This window comes from Stenotrophomonas sp. Nf1, from assembly GCF_003028475.1.
Classification (GTDB): Bacteria; Pseudomonadota; Gammaproteobacteria; order Xanthomonadales; family Xanthomonadaceae; genus Stenotrophomonas.
The window spans coordinates 330,083-346,987 of record NZ_PYTV01000002.1; the positions used below are offsets into that span (position 1 = coordinate 330,083).

17 protein-coding genes are annotated in these 16,905 nt (G+C 63.4%); 5 read left to right on the plus strand and 12 right to left on the minus strand.

Translation table 11 applies throughout. The features are described 5' to 3' along the window. The 7 genes from C9412_RS05375 to C9412_RS05405 all read right to left on the minus strand — a co-directional run bounded on the left by C9412_RS05375 (position 1) and on the right by C9412_RS05405 (position 6,011). A complete protein-coding gene (locus C9412_RS05375; protein ID WP_107230670.1) occupies positions 1–1,533 on the minus strand; it encodes an MFS transporter in 1,533 nt (510 codons plus the stop codon). A gap of 123 nt (positions 1,534–1,656) precedes the next feature. Further along, complete coding sequence (locus C9412_RS05380) at positions 1,657–2,385, minus strand: hypothetical protein (RefSeq protein WP_107230671.1); 729 nt, start codon at positions 2,383–2,385, stop codon at positions 1,657–1,659. Then, positions 2,385–3,005 carry a DUF3299 domain-containing protein gene (locus C9412_RS05385; protein WP_107230672.1) on the minus strand — a complete coding sequence of 207 codons (621 nt, stop codon included), beginning with the start codon at positions 3,003–3,005 and terminating at the stop codon, positions 2,385–2,387. The genes C9412_RS05380 and C9412_RS05385 overlap by 1 nt, the downstream gene beginning before the upstream one ends. Further along, positions 2,995–3,546, minus strand: a complete 552-nt coding sequence (locus tag C9412_RS05390) for a DUF3299 domain-containing protein (RefSeq protein ID WP_107230673.1) — start codon at positions 3,544–3,546, stop codon at positions 2,995–2,997. The genes C9412_RS05385 and C9412_RS05390 overlap by 11 nt, the downstream gene beginning before the upstream one ends. Positions 3,547–3,548: 2 nt before the next feature. After that, entirely contained in the window at positions 3,549–4,802 is a 1,254-nt protein-coding gene (locus tag C9412_RS05395; RefSeq protein ID WP_107230674.1) for an ABC transporter permease, read from the minus strand. After that, positions 4,795–5,490 (minus strand): ATP-binding cassette domain-containing protein, encoded by a 696-nt coding sequence (locus C9412_RS05400; protein ID WP_107230675.1) that lies wholly within the window; start codon positions 5,488–5,490, stop codon positions 4,795–4,797. The genes C9412_RS05395 and C9412_RS05400 overlap by 8 nt, the downstream gene beginning before the upstream one ends. Continuing rightward, on the minus strand, positions 5,487–6,011 hold the full coding sequence (locus C9412_RS05405; RefSeq protein WP_107230676.1) for a DUF2796 domain-containing protein: 525 nt from the start codon (positions 6,009–6,011) through the stop codon (positions 5,487–5,489). The genes C9412_RS05400 and C9412_RS05405 overlap by 4 nt, the downstream gene beginning before the upstream one ends. Positions 6,012–6,043: 32 nt before the next feature. On the opposite strand from C9412_RS05405, the gene C9412_RS05410 reads away from it, so the two are divergent. Continuing rightward, positions 6,044–6,586, plus strand: coding sequence for a MerC domain-containing protein (locus tag C9412_RS05410; protein WP_107230677.1), 543 nt, complete (start codon positions 6,044–6,046; stop codon positions 6,584–6,586). A gap of 239 nt (positions 6,587–6,825) precedes the next feature. Here the strand turns inward: C9412_RS05410 and C9412_RS05415 are convergent, their stop codons facing one another. Continuing rightward, a complete protein-coding gene (locus C9412_RS05415; protein WP_107230678.1) occupies positions 6,826–7,728 on the minus strand; it encodes a LysR substrate-binding domain-containing protein in 903 nt (300 codons plus the stop codon). Between the two features lie 118 nt (positions 7,729–7,846). Here C9412_RS05415 and dkgB point away from each other — a divergent pair, with 118 nt between their 5' ends. Genes dkgB through C9412_RS05435 form a run of 4 tightly spaced genes read left to right on the plus strand, consistent with a single transcriptional unit; the run spans position 7,847 to position 10,894 of the window. Continuing rightward, positions 7,847–8,650, plus strand: coding sequence for a 2,5-didehydrogluconate reductase DkgB (dkgB, locus tag C9412_RS05420; RefSeq protein WP_107230679.1), 804 nt, complete (start codon positions 7,847–7,849; stop codon positions 8,648–8,650). Between the two features lie 11 nt (positions 8,651–8,661). After that, on the plus strand, positions 8,662–9,609 hold the full coding sequence (locus C9412_RS05425; protein ID WP_107230680.1) for a TIGR03571 family LLM class oxidoreductase: 948 nt from the start codon (positions 8,662–8,664) through the stop codon (positions 9,607–9,609). 26 nt (positions 9,610–9,635) lie between these two features. Next, positions 9,636–10,574, plus strand: coding sequence for a cyclase family protein (locus tag C9412_RS05430; protein WP_107230681.1), 939 nt, complete (start codon positions 9,636–9,638; stop codon positions 10,572–10,574). Next, a complete protein-coding gene (locus C9412_RS05435) occupies positions 10,571–10,894 on the plus strand; it encodes an adenylate cyclase (RefSeq protein WP_107230682.1) in 324 nt (107 codons plus the stop codon). Before C9412_RS05430 ends, C9412_RS05435 begins: the two co-directional genes overlap by 4 nt. 397 nt (positions 10,895–11,291) lie before the next feature. Here the strand turns inward: C9412_RS05435 and C9412_RS05440 are convergent, their stop codons facing one another. The 4 genes from C9412_RS05440 to C9412_RS05455 all read right to left on the minus strand — a co-directional run bounded on the left by C9412_RS05440 (position 11,292) and on the right by C9412_RS05455 (position 16,766). Next, a complete protein-coding gene (locus C9412_RS05440; RefSeq protein ID WP_146160119.1) occupies positions 11,292–12,020 on the minus strand; it encodes a hypothetical protein in 729 nt (242 codons plus the stop codon). Between the two features lie 117 nt (positions 12,021–12,137). Next, on the minus strand, positions 12,138–14,045 hold the full coding sequence (locus C9412_RS05445; RefSeq protein ID WP_107230684.1) for a UvrD-helicase domain-containing protein: 1,908 nt from the start codon (positions 14,043–14,045) through the stop codon (positions 12,138–12,140). Continuing rightward, the gene (locus C9412_RS05450) at positions 14,042–16,027 is read right to left on the minus strand and encodes an AAA family ATPase (RefSeq protein ID WP_107230685.1); all 1,986 of its coding nucleotides are present in this window, start codon (positions 16,025–16,027) and stop codon (positions 14,042–14,044) included. The genes C9412_RS05445 and C9412_RS05450 overlap by 4 nt, the downstream gene beginning before the upstream one ends. Before the next feature lie 52 nt (positions 16,028–16,079). Next, a complete protein-coding gene (locus tag C9412_RS05455) occupies positions 16,080–16,766 on the minus strand; it encodes a hypothetical protein (protein ID WP_219906179.1) in 687 nt (228 codons plus the stop codon). Between the last annotated feature and the right edge of the window lie 139 nt (positions 16,767–16,905).

Below are 16,905 nucleotides of genomic sequence, written 5' to 3' on the forward strand. Positions count from 1 at the left end.
TCATTTTACTCGATCGGCCGCACCCTCGCGGCCACCGACCCGGCCACGCAGCAGGCGCGCGATGATCGCCGCACCGGCGGCCAGTACCACGGTGATCGCCAGCAGCACGATCTGGTAACCGCGGTCATAGGCCGCCGCGGCCAGCGCGAACCACTCGCCCTGCCCGCCCGCACGCGCGGCATGCAGCGCCTGGGTGAAGCCTTCGCGGGCCAGCGCCGGAATCTCGGCCGAGTCCGGCAGGAACGCGCTGTACATGGCCGCGCTGAGGCTGCCCAGCATCGCCACTGCCAACAACCCACCGAATTCGTAGGACACCTCTTCCACCGACGAGGCCATGCCGGCACGGTGGGGCGGCACGTTGTTGAGGATGGCCGTGGACGCCACTGAGATCGCCGCGCCCATGCCCAGGCCGGTGATCGCCATGCCCGCCACCACCCATTCCAGGCCGTGCGGGAAGCCGAAGGCCACCACCGCCACACCCAGCGCACCGGCCGCCAGACCACCGCAGATCAGCGGGCGCAGGCCAACGCGATGCAGGATGCTGCCGCCCAGCAGCGCGCTGGGCAGGCTCCCCAACGCTGCCACCGACACCAGCAGGCCGGCCTGCAGGGGCGTGAAGCCTGCCACCAGCTGGAAGCGCTGGGTGGTGAGCAGCTGCAGCCCGGCCATCGCGAACAGGGTGAACACCGCCGACAGCGTGCCGGCCAGGAACGCCGGATTGCGGAAGATCGTGAAATCCAGCAACGGGTATGGCAGCTGCTGCTGGCGGCGTGCGAACGCCGCGCCGGAAACCACGGCCAGCAGCAGTGCGCCGGCGCCCAACGCGTACGACGGCGGTGTGGCGATCAGCGATTTGATCGCCAGCACCAGCCCGGACAGCGCCGCCAGTGCCAGCAGCGAGGACAGCAGATCCCACGGGCGCGCGGTGTCGCGCAGTCCTTCCGGCGCCAGCAGCACGGTGGCCACGAAGGCGACCACCACCACCGGCACGTTGACCAGGAACACCGAGCCCCACCAGAAGTACTGCAGCAGCCAGCCGCCGATGATCGGGCCCAGGGCCGCACCGACGATCGCCACCGAGCCCCAGATGGCGATGGCGATATTGCGCTCGCGTTCTTCGTGGAAGCTCAGGCCGATCAGCGCCAGCGTGGCCGGCATCATCGCCGCCGCGCCCACCGCCAGGAACGCACGCGCCGCGATCAACTGCGCAGCGCTGCCAGCGAAGGCCGCGCCCAGCGAGGCGATGCCGAACACCACCAGGCCGATCAGGAACATGCGGCGATGGCCGATTCGGTCGCCCAGCGTGCCTGCACCCAGCAACAGGCCGGCCATCACCAGCGGATAGGCGTTGATGATCCACAGCGCCTGCCCGGCACTGGCCGAAAGTTCTTCGGTCAGGGTGGGCAGCGCGGTGTAGAGAACGGAGTTGTCGAGCGTCACCAGCAACAGGCCGGCGGCAACGGTGAACAACAGCGCCCAGCGACGGGCGCGCGACAGGGCCGGAGCACCGACCAAGGGCTGGGACAAAGCCATGGGACAACCTGACAAGGAGGGATACCGCCGTAACTATACCGGACGTCCTGTATAGTTATGAGAGATCAGTGCAGCGATTCAGGTTGGCCGGCGGGCGATGTTCATGTTCAGGCGCCACCGGCATCACCGGCAGTCCTGCGGCAACGCGACGATCGCCGCCACCACCGCCGCCTGCATGCCCTGCCCCACGGCCGGGTCCAGCTCACCGCCGGTGCCGCCATGCTGGCGACGCAGCTCGTCTTCGCACAGACCGCGCACCCGCGCGCGTGCATTCGCGCGCAGGCTGCTGCACCGCCAATCGGTACCGCCCAGCGGCAGCACCGAGTACACCACGCTGTTGCAGGCGTTGTCGGCCCGCTGCTGCAGCGGCAGCCCCGCGAAGTCGCGCGGTTCGCTGCCGCGCTGCGGGTCGAAGTAGCTGTCGGGGAAGGTACGCGCGTACTGCTCGACGTCCACCGCCATGCTGCCACCGGCTGCCAGCGGCATCCGCAGCGGCTGGCCACACCGCACCTGGTCGGCGAGATGCTGGATGTACTGATAAATCGGCCGATCCAGGGTTGGATCCTGCGCCGTCACCGCACTGACCGCCGCCAGCACCGGCAATGATGCACGATTGGCCATGCGCGCCAGCAGACCCGCCTGCGCCGGTTGGCAGCGGTCGCGCAGCGTGGCCGCCAGCAGGAACAGTACGTCGTTGCGGAAGGCGATGTCTTCCACCAGCCGCTGTTCGATGCGCCGCGCGGCGTCGGCGGCCGGTGCAGGAAATGGCACCGTCGTGGGCCGTGGCCAGCACACCACCAGCACCGCAGCCGCTGCCAGCAGGCCCGCAGCCAGGAGCCAGCGCGCACGCATCAGGTGCCGATCGCCGTCAGTGTCGCCGCTGCTGCATCGTAGGATGCACTGGCGATGTCCGCATCGAAGCGCTTGACCCGCAGGCGCCCGGCCAGCCGGTACGGATCCCACAGGTTGCCCAGCGCAATCGGCGTGGCCAGGGTTACATGGATGATCTGGTTCGGCGGCGGTGGTGGCACATGGATGCAGGCCCCATAGAACGGCACGAACAGAAGCTCGTCCACCAACCCGGCATCATTGGTACCCAGCGGCACCACAAAGCCGTCCAGATCCACCGTGCGACCGTCAACGGCATCGACCACACGCGAAGAACCGAACTGCCGGGCCCGCTCCGGGCTGGAATGGTCGATGGCCTGACCGGGCGGCGTACCGGAACCGGTGTCGTCGATCAGGCCGCCCACGCCGTCCATGCCGTTGCGCGACAGGCCGATCTGCGGCGGCGGTCGCTGGTAGCTCACCTCATCGGGGCGCAACGCATCCCAGCGCTCGATGGCGGCATCGTGTGCGTCTGCGCTGGCCGCAGGTGCAGCCCGTGCCACTGCCACGGCATCATCAACGCGCTGCCCACAGCCAGCCAACCACAGGCAAGCTGCGAGTACGAACAGATGTCTACGGTTCATACGCCCTCAGCCGCGCATCGCGCATGGTGTAGGCCGAGCCGGCCAGTTCGTCATCCAGCCGCTCGGCCTGCAGCGTGCCGGCCAGTAAGAACGGCGAGTACATGTCCGGCATCGCGATCGGTCGCGACAGCAGCACATGCACGATCTGGTTCGGCGGCGGCGGCGGCACGTGGATGCAGGCACCGTAGTACGGCACGAACAGGAATTCGGTCAGGCGCCCGTCCTGCGCAGTGGCCAGCGGCACCACGTAGCCCGGCAACCGCACCGGCCGCTGCAGCACCGCGTCCACGGTGCGGAAGGTGCCGAACTGTGGCATGCGACGGTTGCCGTTGTGTTCAACCTGCGGGCCCTCGCCGCGCTCCAGCGCCGCCAGCTCGTCGCCGGGCATCATCTGCAGCCAATCCAGTTCCTGCTCCTGCAACGCCACTGCAGCTTCGTGATCGACTACCGGCGACGGTGGCAACGCCTGCACACCGGTATCGACCGGTCGCTGGCAGGCCACCAGCACCAGCATCATCGGCAGCAGCCGCAGTGCGCGCATGCTCAGGCCCCCGGCGACAGGCCATCGGCCAGCGTACGGCGGTAGGCCAGCCACGCAGGCAACAACCCGGCCAGCGCGCTGATCGCCAGCACGCCCGCCACCCAGGCCAGCTCGCCCAGCTCCGGCCAGACATGGGTGATCGACAGGCCGAAGGTGGCCAGGGCCCAGCCGCGCCCGGCAATGCTGGCGGCCACCAGAAGCACCAACGCCAGCACACAGGCCACCGCACTGGTGGCCACCGCTTCCACCACCAGCAGGCCGGCGATGTAACCCGGCCGCGCGCCGATGGCACGCAGCACCGCCATCTCGCGGCGCCGCTCCTGCAGCGTGGAAACCAGCAGTGCCACCAGCGAGACCATGCCCAACAGCACCACCATCGCGCTGATCAGCTGCAACGCCCGCTCGGCCGTGCCCAGCGACTGCCACAACTGCTGCAGGGTCACACCGGGCAGTATCGCCAGCATGGCTTCGTCGGGATACTCGTTGATCCTGCGTTGCACCGAGAAGGTGGCCACGCGCGAGTTCAACCCGAGCATGAAGGCGGTGATGCTGGTCGGGGTCAGATCCAGCTGCCGGGCCTGCTCGGCGCTGACCTGCTGGCCGGGCAGCTGCACGCCGGAACGCCAATCGACATGGATCGCCTCGATGGCTGGCAGCGAGACCAGCAACGATGAATCGACCGGCGTGCCCGTCCGCTGCAGGATGCCCGCCACCCGGAACGGCTTGTCGGCATGCGTGGCCAGGGTCACCGCGCCGGTGCCATGGGCCAGTACGACCTCATCACCGATGCCGATCTTCTGCGCGCGCGCCACCTCTGCACCGATCACCGCATCGTACAGATCGTCGAACGCATGCCCGCGCGTGAATGCCAGTGCATGGCCCGCGCCGTAGCGGTAGTGCTCGAAGAAGCCGTCGCTGGTGCCGACCACCCGGAAGCCGCGCCAGGAATCGCCCAGCGACAGTGGCACCGCCCACTTCACCCGCGGCAGCGATGTCAGTGCCTGGTAGGACTGCCAGGACACATTGTTGGTCGGTTCGCCGATGTGGAACACCGAGTACAGCAGCAGATTCACCGGCCCCGAGCGTGCGCCGACGATCAGATCGGTACCCGAGACGGTGCTGGCAAACCCTTCGTGTGCCTGTGTGCGCACGCGTTCGACGCCCAGCAGCAGCACCACGCTGAGGGTGATCACCAGTACCGCAAGGCCCACGCTCAACGCACGGCTGCGCAGGCTGGCCCAGGCAAGCTCAAGCATGCGCAGCTCCTGCCTGATTGATCGCCGACAGCGCGACCGTACGGTCGAACAGCGGTTCCAGGCTGTCGTCATGGCTGACCACCAGCACGGTGGTGCCGGCGGCCTGGCATTGCGAGGACATCAGCCGCAGGAACGCGGCGGCCGCCTCACGGTCGAGCGCCGACGTCGGTTCGTCGGCCAGCAGCAGCGCCGGGCGACCAATCAGCGCACGCGCGGCGGCCACCCGCTGCTGCTGGCCGACACTGAGCGTGCCGGCCGGGCGCCGCATCAGCGCCGGGTCCAGGTGCAGGGCGCGCAGCAGGCGCACGATCTCGTGATCCAGCGGTCCACTGATGCGCGCACTGCGCAGCGGAGAGAAACGCAATCCCAGCGCGATGTTGTCACGCACGCTGAGGAAGGGCAGCAGATTGAACTGCTGGAAGATCACCCCCAGGTGGTCGGCACGGAAACGGTCGCGTGCCGGCCCGCGCATGCCCGGCAGTGCGTGGCCCGCCACCTCCAGCCTTCCCCGGCTCGGCAGCAGCACCCCGGCCAGCAGACCCAGCAGCGTGCTCTTGCCGCCCCCGCTGATACCGCGCAGCAGCACGCTGCTGCCCTGTTCGATCCACAGCCGCGGAATATCCAGTACCAAGCGCAGCCCGTAGCCGAACTGCACCTCCTCCAGCGCGATCACCGGCCGTACGCTCACGGTGCCAGCACCACGCGCAGATTGCCCGCGTTGAGCACGCTGCGACCCTGGCCACGGTCGGTGGCGGTATTGACGATGACCTCGTGCAGGCCCGGGAACAGTGTCGGCAGGCGCACGACCAGAGCGCGCAACGCCACCGGGTTCGCACAGCGGTACTGCAGGCTGGCGCTGAAGCCGGCATGGCGGTGCTGCCCTGCCGCGGCGGCTGCTTCAAAACCTTCGGCCTTGGCGCTGCTGCTGGACAGGCGACAGTGCGCTGCGGTGGGCAGAGTCACCCAGCTGCCACCGCTGAGCACAGCAGTGGCGCGTGCCAGCGCTGCGCGCTCGGCTGCGGTGGCCGGTGCGCGCTCGAAATCGACGATGCCGATACCAGGCGCCTGCAGCTCCAGCGCCAGGGTGGCCTGGTCCAGCGCCAGATCGATGGTGGCCTGGCCGTGGACGTGCGCACCCGGGTGGCGAACGTCGTGGGCCTGCGCGGTGCTGGCAGCCAGCAGCAGGAAAAGAGCAGCAGGGCGTTTCATGGGGGAGGCTCCAATTGTTACTATGTAACATTATGGACCACAACCCCACGACGCCCGCAAGGGCCCTGCCCCAGCCGCCAGCATCGGCACGCTGGCATCCCCGCTTCGACCTGGCTGGCGCCGGGCTGTCGCTGGCCTGTGCCGCGCATTGCGTTGCCCTGCCCCTGCTGCTGGCCTTCGTGCCGGCGGCGATGATGGCGCTTCGTTCGTTCCAGCATCCCGGCCACGCGCTGATGACCACCCTGCTGCTGATGTCGCGTTGGGAATGGCTGTTCGCGCTGCTGGCCTCGGCGATCGCCCTGGTCAGCACCCTGGCCGGTTCGCGCAGCCACGGCCAACGCTGGCCCCGGCGGCTGGCGGTGGCCGGTGCCGCGCTGCTGCTGTCTGCATCGCTGTACGCGCCGTTGAAGGAATCGCTGCTCTGGCATGGTCTGGCCACCGCCTGTGGCGGCGTACTGCTGGCGGCGGCGCACCTGGCGAACCGAAGCGCATTGCGCAGATGGCGTGGATCTATCGCAGCCAACGGGCCAAGCCGGCCAGCGGCCGGCTCTACCCATCGATTGCGCTGCCGGTAGTGCCGGCCGCTGGCCGGCAGGAATCTGGCATCCCCGCATGGCGTGGATCTGCCGCAGCCAACGGGCCAAGCCGGCCAGCGGCCGGCTCTACCCATCTCCAGCGGCGCACCTGGCGAACCGAGGCGCATTGCGCAGCCGGTAGTGCCGGCCGCTGGCCGGCAGGAATCTGGCATCCCCACATGGCGTGGATCTACCGCAGCCAACGGGCAACGCCGGCCAACGGCCGGCCCCACCCCTCTCTATTCGTCGAACGGGCGCCGCCCCAGCGTCTGCGTCACGTGGTCCACGAAACAGGTGATGCGCGCGGCCAGCGCGGTATTGCGGTAGTACACCGCGTTGATCGGCTGCCGTACCTCCTGTGTCTGCCGGGCGAACAGCTGCACCAGCCGACCCTCACGCCGGTCCTGGCGGGTCAGGAAGTCGGACAGGCAGGTTATGCCCAACCCGGCGACTGCCATCTGCCGCAGCGTCTCGCCACTGGACGAAGCAATCGCTGGCTCGATCACGAAAGGTCCACCATCGGCGTCGTGCAGCGGCCATTCGTTCAACGAACTGGGCTGGGTGAAGCCCAGCAGGTCATGCTTGTGCAGCTGCGCCAAGCGCGTGGGCGTGCCGTGCCGACGCAGGTATTCGGGACTGGCCACCACGCGGATGCGGCTGTGGCCGATCGGCCGCGCATGCAGGGTGGAATCACGCAGCACGCCGATGCGGAACGCCACGTCGGTGCGCTTTTCGATCAGATCGGTGATGCCCTCATTGGAATTCAGCTCCAGCTCCACCTGCGGGTAGCGCTCGCGGAAGCCCTCCAGCAACGGCACGATCACGTGCAGCATGAACGGCGTGGCGGCGTCCACGCGCAGGCGCCCCACCGGCTGCAGCCGCCGCGCAGCCATCTGTTCTTCGGCCTCGTCCACGGTGGCCAGGATCGTGCGCGCGTACTCCAGGAACGCCGCGCCCTCCTCGGTCAGCTCCAGCCGCCGCGTGGTCCGGCGCAGCAACGTGGTCTGCAGCTTGTCCTCCAGCCGCGCCAGGGTGCGGCTGGTGGCCGAGATGGTCAGCTCCAGCGCCTCGGCCGCCGCGGTGATCGAACCACTGTCGACCACGGCAACGAAGGCCTTCAGTTCATCCAGGGTCGTTTTCATTTTTTACCTGCGCGCAAAAGCATTTCCCGTATACACGGCTTAATCAACAAATGTAAAGCACCCACACTTCGCCCTGTCCCGAGCCCATCGGCTCCCAACGAAGTCCCTGGAGTCCAACATGCGCGTTCCTTCCTTTGGCGTCGGCACCTTCCGTCTGACCGGTCAGACCGTCATCGACTCGGTGCGCAACGCCCTCGAGATCGGCTACCGGGCGGTCGATACCGCACAGATCTACGGCAATGAAGCCGAGGTCGGCCAGGCCATCGCCGAGTCCGGCGTGCCACGCGACCAGCTGTTCCTGACCACCAAGATCTGGGTGGACAACTACGCAGCCGACAAATTGATCCCGAGCCTGCGCGACAGCCTGGCCAAGCTGCGCACCGACTACGTGGACCTGCTGCTGATCCACTGGCCGGCGCCGGGCAATGGCGTTGAGCTGCGCGAGTACATGACCGCGCTGGCCGAAGCCAAGGCGCTGGGCCTGACCCGCCAGATCGGTGTGTCCAACTTCAACATCGCACTGACCCGGCAGGCGATCGACGTGGTCGGCGCCGGTGAGATCGCCACCAACCAGATCGAACTGAGCCCCTACCTGCAGAACCCGGCACTGACCGCTTTCCTGCAGGCGCAGGGCATCACCGTCACTTCCTACATGACCCTGGCCTACGGCAAGGTGCTGAAGGACCCGGTGCTGGCCGCCATCGCCGACAAGCACCAGGCCACCGTGGCCCAGGTCGCGCTGGCGTGGGCGCTGCAGCAGGGCTACTCGGTCATCCCGTCCTCGACCAAGCGCGAGAACCTGGCCAGCAACCTGCTCGCCCAGGACCTGCACCTGGATGCCGATGATCTGGCCGCGATCGCCGCGCTTGACCGCAACGGCCGCGAAGTCGATCCGCCGGGCCTGGCTCCGGCCTGGGACTGAGGCGTCTGGCCATGCGCAGTGCATTGACGCAGCTGCAGGCCGGTGGCTTCAGCATCGGCATCGAAGCACCGCTGGACAATGACTGGACGCCGCTGGGCGAACAGTCACGACGCGCCGCGCAGCGCCTGCCCGGCGAACCGGACCTGCGGCGCCATGCGGAGCTGGCCCGGTTGGCCGACCGCCTCGGCTTCCGTGCGCTGTGGGTGCGCGACGTGCCGGTGTACGACCCGGCCTTCGGCGATGCAGCGCAGGTCTTCGAGGTGTTCAGCTACCTCGGCTATCTGGCCGGCATCACCGAGAACATCCTGCTGGGTACCGCTGCGGTGGTGCTGCCGATCCGTGAGCCACTGCTGACCCTGAAGTCGGCGCGCAGCGTGCAGCGGCTGAGCGGTGACCGCCTGCTGCTGGGCGTGGCCAGTGGCGATCGCCCGGTGGAGTACCCGCTGTTCGGCCGCGACTTCGACAACCGCGGCAGCCGCTTCCGCGAGCAGATCGCACTGCTGCGCGAAGGCGCTACCGCGCACCTGCCGCAGGGCTTGGACGTACTGCCCACCGGTGGCCCCGCCCTGCCGCTGTGGGTGGCCGGCCTCGCCCAGCAGCAGCCTGCGTGGATCGGGCAGCACATGGACGGTTGCCTGGCCTACCCGGGCACGCCACAGGACCATGCGCAACGGGTGGCGGCCTGGCGCGCCGTGGCCGGCAACAAGCCCTATGCCAGCTTCATCCATCTGGACCTGATGGCCGATGCCGATGCCCCGCTGCAGCGCTGGCGCTTTGGCCTGCGCGGCGGCCGCAACGCCCTGCTGGCCGAGCTGCATGCCCTGCAGGCAGCCGGCGTCGACCACATCGGCCTGCAGTTCCGCCGCAACGAACGGCCGTTGGCCGAGACCTTCCACGAAATCGCCGAGTACGTGCTGCCGCACTTCCCGGCCCATGCCGGCACCGCCGCGACAGCCTGACAGTCAACAGTTACCGGAGCTTTGCCATGAAGATGAAGACCCTGGCCGCGATTGCGCTGGCCACCCTGCCGCTGTCCTTCCAGGCCACCGCCGAAGACTGGTATCCCTCTGCCTACGGCGCGAACGACGAGATCGGTGCGGCCAACCTGCTGAGCGCAGAGGTGGTCAAGCATGCAGTCTCGCTGGTCAGGACCGGCAAGACCTATCCGCTGGCGGTGCCGGTGGACAAGAACCTGCCCGCGTTCCGCCATCGCAGCTTCCGCCTGTACAACGTGCAGGTCGGCCAGCAGGCTGGCAAGTCGCTGGGCCCCAACAAGTTCACCTTCAACGATGAACTGGTCAACGCCTGGACCGGCGTTGGCACCCAGCTCAACGGCATCGGCCACATCGGCATCGACAACGTCTACTACAACGGCAACAAGGCCGCCGACTTCGTCACCGTGGACGGCGTGCGCAAGCTCGGCGTCGAGAAGGTACCGCCACTGGTCACCCGCGGCGTCGTGCTGGACATGACCGCGCACTACGGCAAGGCGATCGTGCCCGGCGGCACCGAATTCAGCGTGGCCGACATCCAGGCCGTGCTGAAGAAGCAGGGGCTGCGCCTGCGCAAGGGCGACGTGGTGCTGTTCAACACCGGCTGGCTGGAACTGATCGGCAAGGACGACGCACAGTTCCTGGCAGTGGAACCCGGAATCGGCATGGAGGCCGCGAAGTGGCTGGCCGACCAGGGTATCGTCGCCTTCGGTGGCGACACCTGGGCCTCGGAGGTCTACCCGAACCCGCACGGTGCCGAGGAGTTCCCGATCAACCAGTACATGCTGGCCAAGCGCGGCATCTACAATCTTGAGCTGATCGACAGCCGTGCGCTGGTGCGCGACAAGGCCTGGGAATTCCTGTTCGTGCTCGGCCAGCCGCTGTACGTCGGCTCGACCCAGGTCAACATCAACCCGGTGGCGATCCGATGAGTACCGCCACCGCGCTGCCACCCTTCGCCGGCCGCGGCTTCCGCGTCAGCTATGACGGCCTGGCCGCCGACAATGTCTACAGCGCCGATGGCCGCCACGTGCACTACGCCATCGTCTCCGGCGCCCATGCCGGCGCACGCGGCGAAGCCGCCTGCGAGTGGCAGCAGCTCAGCGAGGGGGTCTATGCCATTTCGTGGCAGGAAGCCGATGGCGCAACGGTCGTGCATGTCGATGACTTCGTGGGCGGACGTTCGCTGGCCTGGTTCACCGCCGCCGATGGCCGCTTCCATCGCATGCAGGGGCCGCTGCGCGTGCTGTGATGTAGCCGCGCAAGCGTAGTTACGGCCTTCCCGCAACCATAGTTATGACCGTCACGCGTGCTGCCAAGGTCAACCTATGGTTGCACCGCAACCATAGGTTGAGACCTTCTATCAGAAGGCTTTCTTAAATCAACGGCATAGACGTTGTGCCTAGTGAAGGAAGAACTTTGGTTGCCTTTATTCAGTTATAGATGTCACGCGGATTCCCGATCGAGGCCTCTCCCTTGGAAAGGCCGCCATCGCGTCGCTACATGGTGAACGGCACCGCTGGGCGTCTCTCGCAACACGTCACTGCGCTCAACGGTTCATGTGCCCATCAAGAGGTCGGAGCCGGGTAAGCGCGGAATCGGTCTATGAACTTGGACCTGCCCTCACAAACACGCATCGTGCGACGTGATCACTTTGCAACGTAGGCCAACATTGTCGCTGACGCTTGCCCGATCGCAACCATTCCGGTCGCCACCGTCACTAGGTTCGCAAGGGTGGCCAGGCGATCCATGAAGGACTTTCCTTCATCGGTGGACATGCTGCTCTTGCCATTCTCGCTGAGGTTGGCGTGCGCGACCGAACATAGCACCGCATCCAGAATTGGTGCGGCCCCCGTGATGAAGTATGTGTCGATCGTGTTGACGACAATCTTGAGTCGATCCAACAGAATCCTCTTCAGATCGTCAGGGAATGAGGACTGCAGTACAAATTCAATCAGTTCGTTTGTGCTACTACGGAGCTCTTGCAACTGTTCAGAGGTCAGAGTCCCGCCGGGCTGCTTGGACTCAAAAAGCTCATCCATACTACTGAGGAACTGAATAGTGTGCGTATCGATAGGCGACATGTAGTCCGCCCAGCGCGTGCCAAATATGTTGCGACTGAATGCAGACAAGAAGCACCCAACCATGTGCTGGTGAGTGTTTCGAGCAAACTGCCGAGGATGATTGGCCTCTAGTTGGGCTACAACTTGACCAGGAAGCGCCATCACACGCCCCACCCTCTCCAAGAGCACAGATGTGCGATCGCGTTGAACGCCGAGAATTGCGCACCACGCGTCGTGCGCAACGATTGTATGGTCTACGTCCCTTCCAGCTTCAACGATCGATAGCAGACGACCTGCGGGGTTGTCTCCGTACATCAACTTCTCCTGCTAAAAGACCGCCTATGCGCTGGCTGGCGGCCGTGAAGATCAGATATCGCCGGCCATCCGGAGCTGGACGCGGTCGAACTCAATAAGATCTGATTGCAACGACGCTTAGGCGCACATGTCAACCACCCTCCACCCGTTTGATTCCAGTGCAGCCAAGTGCGGGGCAGTCACGCGATCTCTGTGAGTTGCGATGGCTAGAAGCTTAGTGGGGCGGGACATGCCAACGTAGAGACCTCGATACGCCCCCTTGATCGATCTAGGGCCGCTGGGAATTGGGGATCCATTGGCAATGCTCTCCATGGCCGCCCCAATGTCATGTCGTTTTAGGTGATGGACTATCCCATCAAGAACTAGAGTGGCTAGGTGTGTTTCACCCTTGACGGATGCGGTGGTGCCAACCTCAATTGAGACAGTCTTTCCGCCATGAGAGACGATGACTGAGTTGTTCAATACGCAGGAATCGGACTTAGCATCGCCATCAATCTCCAGCGCCGCAGCGAACTCACTCTCATCGATCTCATCTTTCAGATGAGGCTTCAGTACATCAAATATCTGAGAGATAGTCTGTGGCCACGTGCTCGTCCCAATCAAGCCTCCAGTTACCACTAGCCTGTATCGAAGGCTACGGATCGGCGCAATGTCAACGCCTTGTCTCTCAAGTGCTCGTAGAAGCCCGCTGGCGTCTCGTACGTCACGAACGAGCTTGCTGCCTCCTGCTCGGAAGCAGAGCAAAAGAGCGCGGGAGATGTCGCGAGTGCGCTTGGATAGGTCGACCGGAGCCACTCCCCATTCCAGTGGATCAGCCAGGAGCGACCGGACGGACTCCTTGCAACTTGTTCCCGATGCAGTCATCGAGAACGAAGGATGGTAGTCAACGACATGGCGCCCGAGTCCCAATTTTGATGAGCCGGTCTTTCTTGAGCAGATCGCCTTGACGGGCAGCCCAGCACGATCCTGGTCACTCAAAGTGTCGATGACTATTTGCCCGAATCGACTGATGACATCAGCAACGTTTCCGTCGTCATACAGAATCACTACCGGCGCGTGCTCGCCCTGTCGCTCGGACACTATCTGCGCAGGATAGTCTTGGACAGAGGAGACGATTGCCGCGATGTCCTCTGAAAAGCGCTTAGTAGAACTTACGGTGAGAGCCCCTTCCTTCGGAAAGGTGAGTTTCCCCTCATCCTTTCCATTGTTAAGTATCCTCTGATTGCGATCACCAAACCTCTGTACGGTCACCGACTCTCCGAAGATTGAGTTCAGGAGATGTTCTTGTTCAGCATCAGTGTCCTGCATCTCATCAATGAGAACCAGTGGATACCTCCATGACGCCGCGCGGGCCACGGAGGGTTGCCTCTTCAGTAGGTGACTTGCGAAAGCAAGCATGTCCGCGTGGCGGAAAATTCCTTCGGAACTCAGTTGATGCTTGATCTCTTCTGCCTGCCTCCATGTAGGGGAGCTCTCGCCAGGAAGACTGCCAATCTCCGTGCCGAGCTTGAGATCTTCGCCTACGTGGATGAGCGTTCCGACGATATCCTCGCCGTTAGTCTGCCTTTTCGCCCAAGCCCTGAGAGTCCACTTCCTCTGCATCAAGTAGAGAGCGTTTCTTTGGAACACGTCATTGTCGATAGAGTCGATCTCAATGCCCTCAGAGCGAAGCAGAGGGAGGGCAAGGTGCGTGTTGATAAATGAGTGAATCGTTCCTATGAAGTGTGGATACGACAATAGTGATGCGCCATGAGAATTCGATGCTAGGCGATTCGATATCTCCGCAGCTGCTACGTTTGTGTGGCTTATTACACAGATGCCCCTGTTGGCGTGCTTCCACTTGGAAGACAGCAGCATCAGCTTGGCAGCAAGGAGCGTAGTTTTCCCACTTCCCGGAGCGGCCTGTACGTCGCAGGAAGTCATTGTTTGGAGAACTGCGGCTCGTTCAGGATCACTGAAGTCCAAGCCAGGCATCAGTTCAGCCAGTAGCGCTAAGTCTTGATCAACGATTGTGGGCAGGGTCATGCGATCTCCTCTTGCGCGGGCTCAGCATCATCATTCTCCGCTGAGGCGCATGCCTCTGGTGCACCAGTGGTTACGTGAAGCAGAGCTTCTCGAAGATAGCAAGGCAGCATGTTCAAGAGATCCTGCCCACTGCCATAGTTTCCAGTGGCGAGAAGCCGAGCCGCGAACTGCGCGGCGACTGCCTTGGAAGCATCGCCTTCGTAGAGTGGCTCATAGATCTCACATGCCATAGCAACCTTGTCTCCGGCATGTTTGCCCTGAAGGAGCGCCCATGCTGCGGCCGCCTCGATCTCCAATTCGGGAATTTTGGACTCGTCGAATTTAAGTCCCTGGGACTTCTTGGCGCAAGCTAGGCTTACAGCGGTGAAAATTAGCTGGGAGCAGTCGCTCAGTGCGAGATCATACTCAAGCGTCCATTGATCTGAGACAAAGACACGGACAGACTTTTCATCCTCCACTTCGACCCTGTCCTTCTTTCTCTGTACCACTGCAGCAGCCTCTGCTGCGGTGTAGTCCTTCTCAAATCGCTTCTGACCCTTCTTCTTTGGCGGATCGACGTAAGTTGCCTGCGTTGGAACGATATCTCTGTCGGTAACGCAACCTACTGGCATACCAACCGATTCGGACCCGTCCGCGCGTTGGAAGATGCGTGCGTAGTGGTACAGTCCGACATCACCGACATTGACGATCGATACGCCGTGGCCTGAAAGAGACAGCCCAGCTGCCTCGGCGAGCGCCGGAAGTAGTAAGGCCTCGCCTGGGCCTTCTACTACCAAGATTCCTCGCGCAAAGAACAGGTTCGCCTTCGTTGCATCAAGAAAGCGCTCCAAGTACTCAAAATCAAGCTTGTCCAGACGGGTGTCCGCTTGCCGGAGCGGATACGTCCGAGATTTCCTGACAAGGATAAGGGACTGCAAAGGAGCGGTGGTCGCAAGGGAAGGGCTATGAGTTGAAAGGACAACCTGTACCGGGGACTGATCGTCCGCGCTCTTGTTCTCCATCAGCCGTAGCACTCGATCCTGAAGCTGAGGATGCAGATGGGCCTCAGGCTCTTCAATGAGCAGCAGCGGAAGCCCCTCTTCGTCACCACTCAACAGAACCAATTCAGTTGCCATGAATAGCGCGTTGTTGTATCCAAGCCCGCGAGCGCACTTCGCATCCTGATCAACGCTCAGCGGTGGAGTTAGCGACAGCTCGAATCTCTCAAGGATCTGGGTAAGGCTACTCGACCCAGCGATACGGATCCGGGAGGAGAGTGCCTCCCCTTCGAAGGACATTCGGGAAAGGTAGTTGGTATTGATGTCATCTTGGACAGTGCCGATGGTCTCATGGCGCTGAATGTCATACTGCGCGCGACTCATCATCCCCACGAGCGTCGCAGGGGGGATGCCGCCTTCAGGATCGAAGTCATTGTTGTCTTGAGAGACCATTGACTTGTGAGCGCCCAGTATCTGCGAAAGTCGCGAGAGCCTGCCGGGCCGAAGCTCAGCTTCTGCATCTCGGAGAGGGCGTAGGTAGGTCGCCCGGACCAGTTCTCGCACAGCAGCACCGATCTCGGGCCCTGATCCATCCGCGCCACACCGTGTAACTGAGAATACTCGTGACCGCCTGCCCGGAGTAGCCGGAAGCCGTGTCGCCTGCAGGTGAAGGATCAGCGATCTGCTGCCATCCTTCTCGTAGGTAAGCCATTCCAGAACAGCTGCTTCCTGGGAGACGGACAGTTCCTTCAAGCATGCCTGGATCGTCAGTGTCTCAGCCTGCGCTACACCATGCACATGGAAGTCCGACTCCTGGATTCGGACGCTTTCATAGCTCGTGGTCCAAAGGAGCAACCGGATGGCATCGATGATGGTCGTCTTGCCAGCGTCGTTTTCACCAATTAGGACGTTCAAGCCCTTGTTGAGTGTGAGATCCAACTTCGGCGATGACTTTGTGTCTCCAAATCCTCTGAAGCCGCTCGCCTTGATGCTGTGTAGGTACATGATCTATTTCCCTATTGGCTCAATGTTCCGTAACTGCAATAACGTCTACTTCTCAAGGCAACTGAGGTGGCGGAGCGTGCCCAAGTCGCTCTGCAATTTTCCGCTGCTGAGACGTCAACGCCGGCCAGATGAGATGCACTCGACTGACCGGCATCGCTCTGAGATCGTCCCTATGCTTATCATTTGATAGAGAGATCTTGAAGAAGCTGGGGTTGTGGTCGATCTGGTGCTTTTTGAGGCGCCAAAGCACAACGAACGCATACTTCGGCGTAAGCCTTCCATTCTTTCTGTAGTAGGCGAGCGCATTGGGCAGAATGTCTCCCTTTCCGGCTCCCTCGCTTGCCTCGGCGTCACTGACTCTCTGCAGCCGCTCGATGCAGCTGTCCTGGCGCATCCTTTCCGTGAGCCTAGAAAGCTTGGTCCGCGCGTCGGCCTCGCTTAGCTTCCGGCCATCTTCATAGACAGCGACCTTGAACCTAAGAATGCAAGTCGAGCCAACGAGCATCGTGTTCTGATTCATCTCGTTCGCAATCTCGAACTGATACCTAAGCTGCTCTTGCTCACACAGCTCGCAGGTGACTGCTGGCTGCTCGTGATCAATTGTTCTCTCAGTGAACCTCCACTCAGAGAAAGCTTCTGGAAGTGAATTCGCTACAGAAAGCGGGACGATGTTGTCCCTCACGCGTTCAACAAACTGCTGCACTTGACGCTCCCTCATCTGCGCAATCTGACGCTGCATGGCCCAACCAAGCTTCAATCGCTATGGCCTGCCCCTTCTCTCGCATCGTGGGAAAGGGCACGGTTATTTATGTATCTTCAACTTCCAGACTATAGGAGCTCTCTCTCGTATCCCTTTCAGAAGGTCGCACGTAATACTG

Coding starts and splice junctions, on each gene's coding strand:
- C9412_RS05375 (WP_107230670.1), bottom strand. CDS start 1,533: ATGGCTTTGTCCCAGCCCTTGGTCGGTGCTCCGGCCCTGTCGCGCGCC.
- C9412_RS05380 (WP_107230671.1), bottom strand. CDS start 2,385: ATGCGTGCGCGCTGGCTCCTGGCTGCGGGCCTGCTGGCAGCGGCTGCG.
- C9412_RS05385 (WP_107230672.1), bottom strand. CDS start 3,005: ATGAACCGTAGACATCTGTTCGTACTCGCAGCTTGCCTGTGGTTGGCT.
- C9412_RS05390 (WP_107230673.1), bottom strand. CDS start 3,546: ATGCGCGCACTGCGGCTGCTGCCGATGATGCTGGTGCTGGTGGCCTGC.
- C9412_RS05395 (WP_107230674.1), bottom strand. CDS start 4,802: ATGCTTGAGCTTGCCTGGGCCAGCCTGCGCAGCCGTGCGTTGAGCGTG.
- C9412_RS05405 (WP_107230676.1), bottom strand. CDS start 6,011: ATGAAACGCCCTGCTGCTCTTTTCCTGCTGCTGGCTGCCAGCACCGCG.
- C9412_RS05410 (WP_107230677.1), top strand. CDS start 6,044: ATGGACCACAACCCCACGACGCCCGCAAGGGCCCTGCCCCAGCCGCCA.
- C9412_RS05415 (WP_107230678.1), bottom strand. CDS start 7,728: ATGAAAACGACCCTGGATGAACTGAAGGCCTTCGTTGCCGTGGTCGAC.
- dkgB (WP_107230679.1), top strand. CDS start 7,847: ATGCGCGTTCCTTCCTTTGGCGTCGGCACCTTCCGTCTGACCGGTCAG.
- C9412_RS05425 (WP_107230680.1), top strand. CDS start 8,662: ATGCGCAGTGCATTGACGCAGCTGCAGGCCGGTGGCTTCAGCATCGGC.
- C9412_RS05430 (WP_107230681.1), top strand. CDS start 9,636: ATGAAGATGAAGACCCTGGCCGCGATTGCGCTGGCCACCCTGCCGCTG.
- C9412_RS05435 (WP_107230682.1), top strand. CDS start 10,571: ATGAGTACCGCCACCGCGCTGCCACCCTTCGCCGGCCGCGGCTTCCGC.
- C9412_RS05440 (WP_146160119.1), bottom strand. CDS start 12,020: ATGTACGGAGACAACCCCGCAGGTCGTCTGCTATCGATCGTTGAAGCT.
- C9412_RS05445 (WP_107230684.1), bottom strand. CDS start 14,045: ATGACCCTGCCCACAATCGTTGATCAAGACTTAGCGCTACTGGCTGAA.
- C9412_RS05450 (WP_107230685.1), bottom strand. CDS start 16,027: ATGTACCTACACAGCATCAAGGCGAGCGGCTTCAGAGGATTTGGAGAC.
- C9412_RS05455 (WP_219906179.1), bottom strand. CDS start 16,766: ATGCAGCGTCAGATTGCGCAGATGAGGGAGCGTCAAGTGCAGCAGTTT.